The organism is Streptomyces sp. H27-H1, assembly GCF_026627445.1.
In the GTDB taxonomy this organism is placed as follows: Bacteria; Actinomycetota; Actinomycetes; order Streptomycetales; family Streptomycetaceae; genus Streptomyces.
In genome coordinates this window covers 20,032-32,419 of record NZ_JAPNLJ010000067.1, presented here as the reverse complement: position 1 = coordinate 32,419, position 12,388 = coordinate 20,032, and the positions used below count along the sequence as shown (strand labels likewise).

General features: G+C 67.8%; 12 protein-coding genes and 2 pseudogenes. 11 read left to right on the top strand and 3 right to left on the bottom strand.

Annotation, left to right across the window (positions count from 1 at the left end; all coding sequences use genetic code 11):
• The first annotated feature begins 550 nt into the window (after positions 1-550).
• The 10 genes and pseudogenes from OTB20_RS38095 (at position 551) to OTB20_RS38050 (ending at position 8,358) form a co-directional block, all read left to right on the top strand.
• Entirely contained in the window at positions 551-991 is a 441-nt protein-coding gene (locus tag OTB20_RS38095) for a transposase (RefSeq protein WP_267824518.1), read from the top strand.
• Positions 988-1,917: an IS701 family transposase gene (locus OTB20_RS38090; RefSeq protein ID WP_420716579.1), complete on the top strand. Its 930-nt coding sequence runs from the start codon at positions 988-990 to the stop codon at positions 1,915-1,917. The genes OTB20_RS38095 and OTB20_RS38090 overlap by 4 nt, the downstream gene beginning before the upstream one ends.
• Positions 1,918-1,950: 33 nt before the next feature.
• Entirely contained in the window at positions 1,951-2,466 is a 516-nt protein-coding gene (locus OTB20_RS38085) for an amidase domain-containing protein (protein ID WP_420716578.1), read from the top strand.
• Positions 2,467-2,480: 14 nt separating this feature from the next.
• Positions 2,481-2,996 carry a hypothetical protein gene (locus OTB20_RS38080; RefSeq protein WP_267824516.1) on the top strand — a complete coding sequence of 172 codons (516 nt, stop codon included), beginning with the start codon at positions 2,481-2,483 and terminating at the stop codon, positions 2,994-2,996.
• 459 nt (positions 2,997-3,455) lie between these two features.
• Positions 3,456-4,013, top strand: coding sequence for a GNAT family N-acetyltransferase (locus tag OTB20_RS38075; protein ID WP_267824515.1), 558 nt, complete (start codon positions 3,456-3,458; stop codon positions 4,011-4,013).
• A gap of 352 nt (positions 4,014-4,365) precedes the next feature.
• Positions 4,366-4,797: a hypothetical protein gene (locus OTB20_RS38070; protein WP_267824514.1), complete on the top strand. Its 432-nt coding sequence runs from the start codon at positions 4,366-4,368 to the stop codon at positions 4,795-4,797.
• 9 nt (positions 4,798-4,806) lie between these two features.
• Positions 4,807-6,099 (top strand): hypothetical protein, encoded by a 1,293-nt coding sequence (locus OTB20_RS38065; protein ID WP_267824513.1) that lies wholly within the window; start codon positions 4,807-4,809, stop codon positions 6,097-6,099.
• 29 nt (positions 6,100-6,128) lie between these two features.
• Entirely contained in the window at positions 6,129-6,626 is a 498-nt protein-coding gene (locus OTB20_RS38060; protein WP_267824512.1) for a hypothetical protein, read from the top strand.
• On the top strand, positions 6,623-7,093 hold the full coding sequence (locus OTB20_RS38055; RefSeq protein ID WP_267824511.1) for a hypothetical protein: 471 nt from the start codon (positions 6,623-6,625) through the stop codon (positions 7,091-7,093). The genes OTB20_RS38060 and OTB20_RS38055 overlap by 4 nt, the downstream gene beginning before the upstream one ends.
• A gap of 508 nt (positions 7,094-7,601) precedes the next feature.
• A pseudogene (locus OTB20_RS38050) lies at positions 7,602-8,358 on the top strand (transposase family protein).
• Positions 8,359-9,168: 810 nt separating this feature from the next.
• On the opposite strand, the pseudogene OTB20_RS42625 reads toward OTB20_RS38050, so the two are convergent.
• From OTB20_RS42625 to OTB20_RS38040, 3 genes and pseudogenes are all read right to left on the bottom strand, one after another.
• Positions 9,169-9,357: pseudogene (locus OTB20_RS42625) on the bottom strand (IS630 family transposase); the annotation flags it as partial.
• A gap of 57 nt (positions 9,358-9,414) precedes the next feature.
• Positions 9,415-9,720 carry a carbohydrate-binding module family 14 protein gene (locus OTB20_RS38045; RefSeq protein ID WP_267824510.1) on the bottom strand — a complete coding sequence of 102 codons (306 nt, stop codon included), beginning with the start codon at positions 9,718-9,720 and terminating at the stop codon, positions 9,415-9,417.
• Positions 9,721-10,143: 423 nt separating this feature from the next.
• Positions 10,144-10,872 (bottom strand): hypothetical protein, encoded by a 729-nt coding sequence (locus OTB20_RS38040; RefSeq protein WP_420716580.1) that lies wholly within the window; start codon positions 10,870-10,872, stop codon positions 10,144-10,146.
• A 250-nt stretch (positions 10,873-11,122) separates the two neighbouring features.
• Between OTB20_RS38040 and OTB20_RS42975 the strand changes: the two genes are divergently transcribed.
• Positions 11,123-12,195, top strand: a protein-coding gene (locus tag OTB20_RS42975; RefSeq protein ID WP_420716577.1) for an IS630 family transposase whose coding sequence is annotated in 2 segments (ribosomal slippage) — positions 11,123-11,633 and positions 11,633-12,195 — 1,074 coding nt in all. Because the reading frame shifts where the segments join, the coding sequence is not laid out codon by codon here.
• Positions 12,196-12,388: the final 193 nt, after the last annotated feature.

Genomic DNA, 12,388 nt, shown 5'->3' with positions numbered 1-12,388 from the left:
CCACCGCGGGGCAGGAACGGCTCCAGCCGCTCCCACTCCGCGTTCGTCAGATCTCCCCGCCCCACCATGCTGACCAGCCTGAACCAGACAGCATGATCACGTCAGGAGATCCAGGAAACAGAACCTAAGGGCGGCCCACGCCCCGAAGGCGACTACGGCGAGTCCACCGAGCTGCATCATCACGATCCCGACTGTGCCAGACCGGTACGACAGCCGTGACCAGTCGGGGCAAGCGGACGGCCGTCAGGTCCTTCGCCAGTCCGTGCGGGCCCCTGCGCCCGCACGCGCGTCCAGAAGCGCGGCGAAAGTGCCGTCACGCCGTTGTGCCGTCAACGGCTGTCTGATCTGCGGTGAGGGTCCTACGAGCGTCGCAGACGTCGCAGGCTTCGGCGATGGGGTCGTGGGCGACCATGAAGCGCCGGACGTGCGCCTTTCAGCGCATCCGGCTCAAGCAAGCCCCGAGGGCTTCGCAAGTCAGCAGGGTTATGTGGCTGTCAATGGCCTTGAAATGCGGTTCTGATCCACTCTCTGTACCGGCATCGTGATCTGTGTGACGAAGAATCAAGAAGCGGTGGCCTCGCAGGGCACGGTAATACACGCCGGGTGGGACGGGCCGTTCGAGGAGTTGATGGGTCGGTTCGCGAGCTGCTTCCCGCGCCGGGAGACCCGGCTGACCTGCCGGAACATGGTCTCTGGGCTGCTGATGGTCAAGGAATCGGCGAACTGCTGGTCGTTGGCCGAGGCGATCGGCCACAGCGGTCCGCATGTCCTGCAGCACTTCTCGTCGAGGGCCCGCTTCGACACCGAGGTGATCCGCCGGTCGGTCGCGGCCTGGACGGTGGAGCAGCTTGGCGAGAGGGAGGTGATGTTGGTGGTGGACGAGACGGGTGATGAGAAGTCGTCCCTCGACGCGGTCGGCGCGGCCCGGCAGTACGCCGGGGCGCTGGGCGGGATCGGCTGTGCCAGGTCGCGGTACACCTCTCCTACGTGAGTGCCGAGGGGCACGCGCTGGTCGACCGTCGGCTGTACCTGGGCGAGGCATGGGCGGCGGACGACGAGCGCCGTGAGCTGGTCGGGGTGCCCGACGAGAGGGCGTTCGCCACCAAGCCGCAGCTGGCCGGCGACATGCTGGAGGACGCCCACGCCTCCGGGGTGCGCACCGCGTGGGTGGCCGCCGACGAGGTCTACGGCGGACGGGAGTTGCGTGCTCGGATCCGTGCGCTGGGCTACGGCTACGCGATCGCGGTACTCACCAGCCACTCGGTCACCACCCCGGGCGGCGGGAAGACGAAGGTGACCGCGCTGCTGGAGCGGGTGCCGAAGCGGGCCTGGATGGGGCTGAGGACCGGCCATGGCACCAAGGGCGAGCGGCTCTACGTCTGGGCGATGATCGACGTGAACCCCGACGACGCCCCGCCCGGTCAGGCCGCTGGGCACAGCCAGGTCCTGGTCCGACGCCACCGCCGCACCGGCACCCTTTCCTTCTACCGGACCTGGCACCCCGACCCGCAGCCGATATCGGCGCTGGTCAGCGCGGTCTGCCGCAGGTGGCGGGTCGAGGAGGACTTCCAGGGAGCCAAGGGCCTGGCCCACCTCGACACTGGCCAGGTCACCTGCTGGACGTCCTGGCACCGCTGGAGCCTCATGTCAATGATCGCCTACGCACTCCTGGCCGCCGGCGCCCTCCACGAGCGGCAACGCGCCCACCCCGCCGACCCCGACGACGAGTTGGCCATGGTGTCCGTCAGCCCGCGCGAACTCCTCGCGCTGTTCCGGGTCCTGGCCCTGCCAAGGCCCCGCCAGGACACCGATCCGGCACACGCCCTGCACTGGTCGAACTGGCGTCGCCGACACCAGCATCGCGCGACGGCCTGCCACCGCCACTGGAACAACGTCACAGCAGTGGCCATCGCATGATAGGAACCTCACACCTCACGAACTACAGCTGCCGTGTCCTTGCGCGCACTTCGAAGGCTGCCCCGGCCCGCAAGGCCAGGGCAGCCCTATGGGCGGCATCGGTTGTATGTCGTTCGAGGGCAGCAGTCAGGTCTTCGCGATTCACGACGTGCTGGCCTCTACAACGGTGGCGGCATGAAGATGCGTCACTGGGCGTACTGGCAGGACCGCGCCTGGTGGCGGAACACCTCCTGGACGTCCTTGAAGAAGAACAGCCACACCTGGTCAGCGGCCCAGAACCTGTTCGTGCACATGTTCAACTACCGCCAGCCCGGCTACGTGAACAGGTCGTACAATCTTCGCCCTGGAGACATCCTGTTCTTCACCTGGAAGAAGGACGACGGTGTGTACAACCACACAGCGGTCGTGACCGGCAACAATCAAGGCGTCGTCCGTGTCGCCCAGCACGGCTACAACGCCCACGACACACTCGCGGCGATCATGGCTCGGAACAGGACCGGCCCCAATCCGATCGTCGAGGTCGGCGCGCTCCGGCCGAGGTCTCGATGAGGCCAGGACCGGCCTTGCGGGCCGTGACCGTCTTCGCGACGGCCGTCGGCATGCTGACCGCCTGCTCCTCGGCCTACGATGCCGAAGACGTGGCGTACGCCGGCGACTACGGCAGCCACCCGCCGCTCGCCGTGGTCGGCTACCCCTCTACCGGATCCCTTGGTATCACCCAGCAGGTGGTGTGGCGCATCGCCGACGGCAAGGTGGGCGAGCTGGCGGCGCTGGTGGCCGAGAAGGAGGACAAGGGCGTCCCCGAGAAGACTGCCGAGAACTGGATCGCGGCATTCGCCAAGGGTGCCCGGGGCAAGGTGACCGCGGAGTTCTACGACGAGGGCTCGCTCCGGCAGGAGGTTGTGCTCTATCTGCACGAGACCGGCCAGATCAAGCAGATCCAGGTCCGGGCCACCAGCGTGGACGGCAAGGACGTCTGGCGCGTGACTATGGACGAGCCTGCCCCCGAGGAGGCCACCGCCGTGCACCCGTGGGTGCCGAAGAAGCCCGGCGAACTCGGTTCGAAGACCGCACGGTGAGCTAATTCGGACGCGCCTGGCAAGGGGCGTCGCCCACGTGGGAAACCGCGTGGGCGGCGCCCCTTTGCGGCATGGTCCGCGCCCACACCGCCACCTTGCGCTCAGAGAGATACTCACTGGCTTTGTTGAAAACACCTTCGCGACCTTGCCCACCCCGCCTACCCCGCGAAGACCGCCAGGCTCAACGCGGCGAGCGGGAGCCATCTGGGGAGGCGGGCCAGCTCCACGGCGCGGGCAGTGAGGAGAAGTGAAGGCGGATCGGTAGGGCTGTGCACGGCTCACCTGGCGCCCCCGTCTTGAGGCCGGTGGGGTTGGGGGTGATGCGGATCCCGAAGTCCTCCCCAGGGCTGCTCTTCGTTCCCCAGGGGTTGCTCTCGGTGCTGAGATCGATCTTGCTGGCTACTGGATCTTCTTTATGGTGTGGCGAGTGAATCTGCGGGACAGAGCGAGGGGCATCACATGACGCAGCAGGGGGCCATCGCGATAGAGCGGATGGACGGATCAGTCGCGGTGAATGCTGAGGACGAGTTCAGGCTGGTCTATGCCGAAGCGTTCGCCGAGCCTCCCTACAACGAGACCGAGGACGATGTCGCCGCCGCCTTCCACCGCTTCCCCGCCCAGACCCGTAGGCAGGCCTTCCGCGCCGCCTTGGCCCGTGCCGGGGGCGGCGAGCCAGTCGGTGTGGCATACGGCTGCCCGCTCAGCGCGGACACGGGCTGGTGGGACGAACTGACTGTGCCGGTGGCCGACGACATGCGGCGGGAGGACGGATCCCGCACCTTCGGGCTGATGGAACTCGCCGTGCGCGGACCGTGGCGCGGGCAGGGCATCGCGCGGGGGCTGCACGAGACGCTGCTTGACGGTATTGAGGCCGAGCGGGTGTTGTTGAACGTCCACCCGGCCAGCAAGGCGGCGTCGGCTGCCTATCGGGCTTGGGGATACCGCAAGGTCGGCGAGGCGAGGCCGTGGGGGACAGGCGCCGACCTCCACGACGTGATGCTGCTCGACCTGCGCTGACTCTGTCGTCAGACGTTCCACCCCCACTCGCCGGACGGTAGAAGCCCCTTGCCGGCGGCCCACGATCCTCTGGAGAATCCCGACGCGGCATCCCCGCCCTGCGCTGGACGCCCCGGACCAACCTCGGTGCCAACCGCGGTTCCAGCGATCCCGGAGCCGGTCAAAGTGCCTTCCAGAACGACCCGGGCCGCTCGCGGGCAAGCGGCGACGAAGCGGTCGCAGTCAGTGATGGACAGATTGCACACCCTCAACCGCCTCGCTGACCGTCCGCAGCCGGGGGCCGAGTCGGGGGTGGTCGGGGCTCCGCCGGGCGACGGGTCTATGATCTTGCAATTCGGACGGGGGACTGAACATGGCACTGGATTTCGGGCAGGAATGGAGCCGCGACCGCGCGGTGGCTGTTGACGGCAATGCTGCTATGCACTTGAACAGCGTGCCCACGGACCCCTTTACCCCAGGCAGGCCCGCGGACTTCGCCTCCAAGCCTGCTGAGAAGCAGGCGGCGGCGGGCGTGATCGAGTCGGAGCTTGAGCCGGACACGAAGAAGGCCTCCGAACGTGCGGACCGAACGACCGGCGCGGCTCAGAAGGGCTTCGACGGGTGGGAGACGGCTGCGGGCCTGAAGAAGGTCGCGGACACCTGGGACCAGCAGGTGAAAGCCCTGATGGGCCGGCTGTCCTCGGAGAAGGCGGCGCTGCGCGGCTCGTCGGGGCTTTTCGTGCGTAACGACACCGGTCTGGGCAGCCAGTTCCTGACCTCGAAGTCCAAGCTCGACGGTTTGTAGGGGCCCGCGATGTTGACGTACTACGAGGTCATGACCACGGATTTCGGCCTTCTGACAACGGCAGCCGCCGATTGGGAGGCGATGGCCGGTGAGATTGCCAAGGTCGAGCGCCGGTACGGCGACACCGTCCAGAAGATCACGATGGGTTCGAACTGGCAGGGCCTCAGCGCCGGGGCCGCTCACACGAAGTTCGCGGCGACGCGCTACGAGTACTCCGCCGCGCAGATCCAGGCCAAGGCGATCGGTAGTCTCCTGCGTGAGGCGCACGAGAAGTTCACCGACCTGAAGACGAAACTCGAAAGCGCCCGGGACGACGCGGTAGCGGCTGGCATGAGTGTCTCCGAGCAAGGACGCGTCGCCTTCGACTACGCGGCACTCACCCCGGCCGAGCGCAGCGCCTACCAGCATGATCCCGATGGGCAGGCGTCCATCCGGACCGCGGTCACCAAGTGGCAGCAGCACCTTGATGACCGGGTGAAAGCGGTCGCGGAGCTCGACGAGGGTGTAAAGGTCGCCCTCGGGCGGGCCAGCGTCGACAGCAACAAGGACGCGTTCGGCAAGGGCGCCGATGAAACGATCGGCGGGTTCAACGCCGGCGCGGAAAGCGACCTGGCCAAGGCGATGAAGCCCGATGATGCCGCCGTCGGGACGAACCCGGACAGCAGTACCGGCGTCACAGTGACCGGCCCCAAGTACGGCAAGGAGGGTTCGGTCAAGGCGTACGCGGACGGATTCCACGAAACCGCGAAGGGGTCGATGACCGAGGGAGACCTGACGTTGTCGGGGATCGCCGACATCTACGGCGGAGCCAGGGCCAGCGCGAACTACGGATTCACCGATCAGGGCATCAACGCGAAGGCCGAGGCGTCCGCGGGCGTGCGGGGCCTTGCCGAGGGGCGGGCCGAGTACGGCTACGTCGGTGGCTACGGCCGGGCCGAAGGGTTCGCCGGCGCCGAGGCCAGTGTCAGTGCCAAGGCGACCAAGGAAGAAGTGTCCGTCGGGGCGAAGGCCTTCGCCGGAGCCAAGGCCACCCTGGCCGGCGGCGCGGAGGCCTTCGGTATCGGCGTCGGTGTGAACGCCGAGGGATGGGCCGGGCCCGGTGCGGAAGCCTGGTGGGGATACAAGAAGGACAAGGAGACCGGCGTCTGGAAGATCGGCGGCGACGCCGGCCTGTCCCCGATCCTGGGCGGGAAGGTCGGACTGGAGATCACCGTCGACCCCGGCAAGGTCACCGGCGCCCTCGGTGACGCGGCCGGCGCCCTGGGCGATGCCGCCGACACGGTCGGCGGCTGGTTCGACTGATAAACACCACCGAGGAAGGAACACCCCGCATGCCCGCACCGCTGCCCGTACCGATCGAATTCCGGCTGCCCGACGGCTGGCTCCCCGCCCGCCCGGACGGCCTCGACACCCGTGAGGTGGCCTTCGCCGCCGTCCACCCCCACCCCGACGACGGCTACGCGGCCAGCATCACCATCGCCGGCCAGCATTTGACCCCAGAGCAGAACCTTGCCGAACTCGCCGACAGCGCCGTGCAACAGCTGCATGACCTCGCGGACCCGGTCGAGGTGGTCTCCCGCATCGAGACGGGCTCACCGCAAGCACCGGTGCTGATCCAGCGCATCCACCTGACGGCTACCGCCGGCACCGCCCGCCGCGAGCTCGTCCTGTCCCAGGTGTACCTGAACCTCCAGGACGTCACCGACCACCGCAGACACGCGATGATCCGCCTGACACTGACCGCCACCGCGGCCCAGCACGACACCGTCCTGCCCGAGTTCCAACAGTTCGTACGCACCGTACGCCCCGACACCGGGCCGGAGGCATGACCATGGGCCGCTTCACCGACAAATGGACCGGCACCAAACACCCACGTACCGGCACCCGTCCGCACCCGGCCGCAGAGCTCCGGGCCGCGTTGCTCGCTCTCAACGGCCCCCACACACGGTTCACCGTTCGCGAGGGCACGGCCAAAGAGAAGGCCGACCTGGTGGCGGAGTTTGAGCTCCCCGCCATCGAGGTGACCCTGAAAACCCGCATGCGCCTGAACCCTGACGCGCATGAGCTACGGGTCCTTGAGGAACGGTGGGAGCCCACCGCCGACAATGCCCGCCGCCAGTACGGCAGAGGGCCGGCGGACAAGGTGTACCGCCAGTGGGAAACCACAGCGGGCCCCGATGGCCGCCGTCAGAAGACCGAAACGTCCCGCTTCAGCAGCCAGGATATGAGGGCCCCCCTGCAGCGGGTGGTCCTCGGCGCGGGATGGACCTGGCGCGGCACATTGCTCAAGTTCTGACCTGCGCACCGACGCACCGACGGCCGACCCGCACGCGGGCCGGCCGCGCCGGTTACGGGGCCGCTTCGTAGACGACAGTGGTGGTGGGGCAGTCCTCGGCGAGCCCGAGGAGCGCTTGGACTTCGGCGTCGTCGACGCCGAGGTCCAAGCGGAGCTTCGTGGCGGCCCAGGTCGCGGCGTAGGTGCAGTGGTAGGAGCCGTCCGAGGGCAGCCACTCCGCGGGGTCCTTGTCGCTCTTGCTCCTGTTGCTGTGCTGTGACCGCGAACCTTTGCCGGGTTGGATGTCAGGTCGCTGTTGGGAGTTGTCTGTCGCCCGCCTTTCTCGCTGCGGACGCGGGCTCGTTCGCGTCGCTGGGCGGCGAGGACATCGGGGTGGTGCCCGCCTGCCTGGTCTGCGTGGCCACCGATCGGGTGATGTCCGCGGTGGGCCGTGGAGGCAGAACGAGCAGGGCTCCCCGGCAGTTGAGGGAGGTATCTGACGTCTCGCCTCTGTCGCCGGGGAGCCCCGTTGCTTACGTATCCTGCCGCACTCGACCTGCCGCATGCCCTGGTTGAGGCGGTGACGATGCTGATCGTCCTCCGTGAGGGTGACCGGCGGTGCAAGCTGCCTCCGCACCAGCGTGCGCTTGTCGCGCTGGTGTACCTGCGTCAGCACACCACCCTTGCGCAGATCGCGGCCGGTTTCCGGATCAGCGTCGGTACCGCTCACTCCTACGTTCGCTCCGTCGTGGCCCTTCTGGCCGAGAGGGCGCCGGGGCTGACCCGGGCCCTGCGCGAGGCGAAGGCGCGAGCGCAGTATGTGCTGGTCGACGGCACGCTCGCGGAGTGCGACCGGGTGGGTGACGCACGCGGCGACTACTCGGGAAAGCACCGCCGCCACGGAGTGAACGTGTAGGTCATCACCGATCCGGACGGCACGATCCTGTGGATCTCCGGGGTGCTGCCCGGCCGCCCACGATCTCACCGCGGCCCGCAGACACCGCATCATCGCCACGTGCCGCCGCTTGGGCATCCCGGCCCTGGCTGATCTGGCTTACCTCGGAGCCGACGGCACCTTCGCCACCGGCCGACGGCGCCGCCCCGGCCAAGAACTCAGCCCTCGCCAGAAGTCGTTGAACAAGGCCGCCCACGCCCGCTTGTGCTACCCCGTCGAGCGAGGCATGGCCCGTCTCAAGACCTGGCGGATCTTCCGCAAAGCGCGCTGCAGCCCGACCTGGCTCACCACTGCAGCCAAAGCCATCCTCACCCTGGAGAGCTACCGCTGAAAATGCTCATTTGAGTACCACCCCCATGAACTGACCTGAAATTGTCCTATCGTGGCCTTGCGGACAGGACTTGCGGAGGTCAGACTCGTGAGTCATCAGCAGGGTACTGCAAGGAATTGAGGAGAGTTATGCGTCGTTTACTTTTGGCACTATTCGGTGCCGCAAGTTTGACCCTAGGGGCAGGATCGGTTCCGGCTGCTGCATCCTCCCCTCAGGCTACGGAGGTTTCATCCCCCGCGCGGACGGCAGTTAATGAGCAGCAGTGCACCGCCATGACCTCTGATTCCAGGCTATGCCTGGCCTTGGTCAGTTCGACGTTCATTGGGCAAGCAACCGTCCATTACCCTCCCGCGGGTTGTGCTGGCTACCGCGTTGCCCTCTGGTCCTCTAGCAAGGTGGTGGCATCCACCAGTCTCAGGCCCTGCGGCGAGACTCCCTCAAAACAGGTGACCGCCGATGCCTCGCGCTTCACTGGGCTGACGGCATACGCAACATTCACCATGTACAACAGCGCTGGCGCCGAGATCTACTTCGCTTCCACCAACTCGATCACTTACCCCTGAATGTGTGATGGCGTCATGGCGGGGCGTGCGTCAAGCCAGTGCCGGTGAGAAAGCCTGAGGCAGGAGCTGGTAGACGGTGAGCCATCAGCTGAAGCGCGGGCCGAGTTGCACCGTTACCAGGCGACGCTTGCGAAAAATGATCAGCCTGCGAGAGCGGAAACCAGGCGGCCTACGTACGGGGTCTTATCCGCTTCAGAAGGGCCGGGTGAACCCGACGTGCCCGAGTCCCCAGCAATCTAGTGCCGCGTCAGGCAACGTTCGCCCTGTCGATGACGGCGCGTAGGCGCCGGTCGTCGGCGTGGCGGTTTCGCTAGATGATGTAACGGCGGATCATGCTGCCCTGTTCCTTGTGGTCGGCGTGGTCGGCGTGGTCGGTGCCGTCGAGGGTGAAGTAGCGCAGGGCGGTGAACTGGACCTCGATCCGGTTGAGCCAGGAGTCGCGCTCCCGCTCGGGGCAACCGATGAGCTCCTGGCCGTCGGCGATGAACAGTCTTCAGAACGGGATGGGCAGGGACTGCTCCCGAGCTTCGGCCGCAGTCAGGCACGCGTCCGCGGACGCGACGTAGTACGTCGTCTCGCCCTGGTAGGTCGGGAAGCAGTTCTGTTCGTAGGCGTACTCCTGCGCCACGCACGACATGAATTTGGTCGGGCTGGTGGGGTGGGGGTAGTTGCCATCGGCCCGGTTTTCGCAGGAGAAGGGTGCGGGGTCCTGGAGTGCTGCCGGCTGGGCCCCCGCGGCGGTAGCAGCGGCGAGCACGGCAATGCCACTCAGGGCGAGGCTGGTAAGGATCTTGTTCATCACGTCCCGTGCAACGCCGCAGATGGCGAGAGGTCGCGGGCGGAGTCCCGGGCGTGGCCGCCCGGTAGGAGAAGCGAGCGGCCAGTGACCTCGAGGAGGGCCGCACCGCACCCCTGAAGGCCAACGTAGAGGCACCCTCCAAATAGTCTGCTCTGTTGGCCAAGCGAGCAGGCGCCGGTTGCGCCGAGGCTCCGCTCATCGGCGTGCCCCGTCGCCACAAGAGGGGGCCCGGACCCTCGGCGCCCCGGTAGCCGTTGTCAGGCGGGCACTACCGCTGGGTGAGTGGGCTGCTCTGGGCGGGCAGCGCACCGCAGTTGCCGGTGAGGTGTGGTGAGTCCGCGGTGGCCGCGTTCAGGGCGATGGGGATGTTAGCGAGGGTGGCCAGGCGTGTCAGGGCGCGGATGAGCGGGTCGGTGAAGAAGATCAGGAAGTCGATCTCGTCCTGGGTGACGAGGGGCCGATCTGCTGGTCGCCGCTGAGCGGTCCGCTGCGCAGCGCGGTGACGTCCAGGCCGATCTGGCGGGTGATGAGGGTGCCGGTGCCGTAGAGGCGGTGGGGCTTGAGGGCGTCCGCGCGCCGGCGGGCCCAGGCCATCAGGTCGGCCTTGCCCGTGTCGTGGGCGACCAAGGCGATGCCACGGGGGCCGGGGGTGGTGGGGATGTCGGTGGTGAGCCAGGTGGGATCGGCCAGCGGGTAGAGGTGCAAGGCTGCCCGGCGTAGTTCCTGGCGGCTGATGCGGCCGTCGCCGTCGGCGTCCACAACGGTGAAGGCCGGCGGTGTCCTCGGACAGTCCCGTCGCGCCGAAGCTCCGCCCGTACTCGGCGGCGTCGATTTGGCCGTCGCCGTCCCGGTCCAGCGCGTCGGCCAGCGAGTCGACGGCGCGCAGGGTCGAGTCACTGAAGTGGGGGTCGGTGTCGATCGCGCCGCGGGCGCTCGCGGCGATGAACTCCTGCTCGCTGATGCGCACGCCGCGGTCGGTGTCGGAAACGGCCGCGAGCTGGGTCCACAGCTCCAGATAGGCGTCGTAGAGGGCGGTGCGCGGCGCATGGTGTCGCCGGGCGCCGTGAGCTGCTCGGCCAGACGTCCCGCGTAGGCGATCAGGTCTTCCCGGCCGAGCTGGCCGTCACCGTCGAGGTCGTACATGCGGAACATCGCCGTGCTCCGGGGCAGCCACTGCTCATCGGTCATCTTGGGTCGTCCTCCCACTCCACCGGCCCATCCTGGCGAGGGGCCGGTGCTTTCAACGACCCGCTGGCATAGGGAGAAACGGCGGGAACAGATCGGAGTCCGGCAGGGCTCCGGGACGCAAGTGCCCACCAGCGCCAAGGACGGAGATGCTACTGAGGATTTCGGGTTGCCGTCGGGTGGTGACGGGTCATGATCCCTGCGGTATGCCGGTGGTATGCGTTATCCGGAGGGTGGGGGCCTGACCGCTGAGCGTCGGGCGTTTCGTGAGGGAATCCGGCGTGAGGCCGGCGAGAGGTTCGCGGCGGGTGAGAAGACCGCGGTGATCGCGAAGGATCTGCGGGTGAGTGTGCGGTCGGTGGAACGCTGGCGCCGTGCCTGGCGCGAGGGCGGCATGGACGCCCTTCGCTCGAGTGGCCCGGCAAACTCCCCGACCGTCACCGATGCCCAGTTCGCCGTACTCGAGGACGAACTCGGCAAGGGCCCGTCAGCACACGGTTTCGAGGATCAGCGGTGGACCCTGGCCCGCGTCCAGACGGTGATCCGCCGCCGCCTGCGCTTGACGCTGTCGGTGGCGACGGTCTGGCGGCTGCTGAAACGGCACGGCTGGTCCTGGCAGGCACCCGCCCGCAGAGCCCTTGAACGCGACGAGCACGCCGTCGAGCTGTGGAAGAAGGAGGTGTGGCCGCGGGTAAAAGCCTCGCGGCGGCGTGTGGGGGCTGGATCGTCTTCGAGGACGAGGCCGGATTCTCCATGACGCCGCCCCGCGCCCGCACCTGGGGCCGGCGCGGACACACCCCCGTCATCCGGGTCAGAGGCAGGTCCCGCCGCAGGACCTCCGTCGCCACACTCTGCTGCTACAAACCCGGCGAGCCTAGCCGTCTCATCTACCGGCCCCGCACCCATCTCCTCCTCAAGGGCGCCCGCAAGAGCTTCTCTTGGAAGGACTACCGCGACCTGCTGGTCCGGGCACACATTCAGCTCGGAGGACCGATCGTGGTGGTCTGGGACAACCTCAACACCCACCTGGCCGCCGGGCTGAAACGCTATGAAGCCGAACACGACTGGCTCACCACCGTCCGGCTCCCTGCGTACGCGCCCGACCTGAACCCCGTCGAGGCCGTCTGGTCACTCGTGCGCAGAGCGATGGCCAACACCGCCTTCGAGACACCCGACGACCTCGACCGCATACTCCGCCGCGAGTTACGCAGGATCCAGCTCCAGCCCCGCCTGATTGACGGCTGCCTCACCGCCACCGGCCTGACCCTCTCACCACCGACTCCACCCTGAAAACCTCAGTAACAAAGCACTACTAGGCCGTTTCGTTTGGATCAGCGCGCGGACGGCGCGCCCCGGTGTCGCGGCTGGCGCGTGACCCGCTTCGGCCTGGGTCGTTGCATCGGGTGGACAGATGCACTGCGAAGCCCCGGGACGTCATGGCTTGGGTTCTAGTGGTCGTCGCAACACCCCAGCTCAAGGGGTG

Excerpts from the sequence above, each read along its gene's own strand:
- OTB20_RS38045 (WP_267824510.1), bottom strand. The coding sequence starts at position 9,720 with ATGAACAAGATCCTTACCAGCCTCGCCCTGAGTGGCATTGCCGTGCTC.
- OTB20_RS38040 (WP_420716580.1), bottom strand. The coding sequence starts at position 10,872 with ATGTTCCGCATGTACGACCTCGACGGTGACGGCCAGCTCGGCCGGGAA.
- OTB20_RS38070 (WP_267824514.1), top strand. The coding sequence starts at position 4,366 with ATGGCACTGGATTTCGGGCAGGAATGGAGCCGCGACCGCGCGGTGGCT.
- OTB20_RS38075 (WP_267824515.1), top strand. The coding sequence starts at position 3,456 with ATGACGCAGCAGGGGGCCATCGCGATAGAGCGGATGGACGGATCAGTC.
- OTB20_RS38055 (WP_267824511.1), top strand. The coding sequence starts at position 6,623 with ATGACCATGGGCCGCTTCACCGACAAATGGACCGGCACCAAACACCCA.
- OTB20_RS38060 (WP_267824512.1), top strand. The coding sequence starts at position 6,129 with ATGCCCGCACCGCTGCCCGTACCGATCGAATTCCGGCTGCCCGACGGC.
- OTB20_RS38065 (WP_267824513.1), top strand. The coding sequence starts at position 4,807 with ATGTTGACGTACTACGAGGTCATGACCACGGATTTCGGCCTTCTGACA.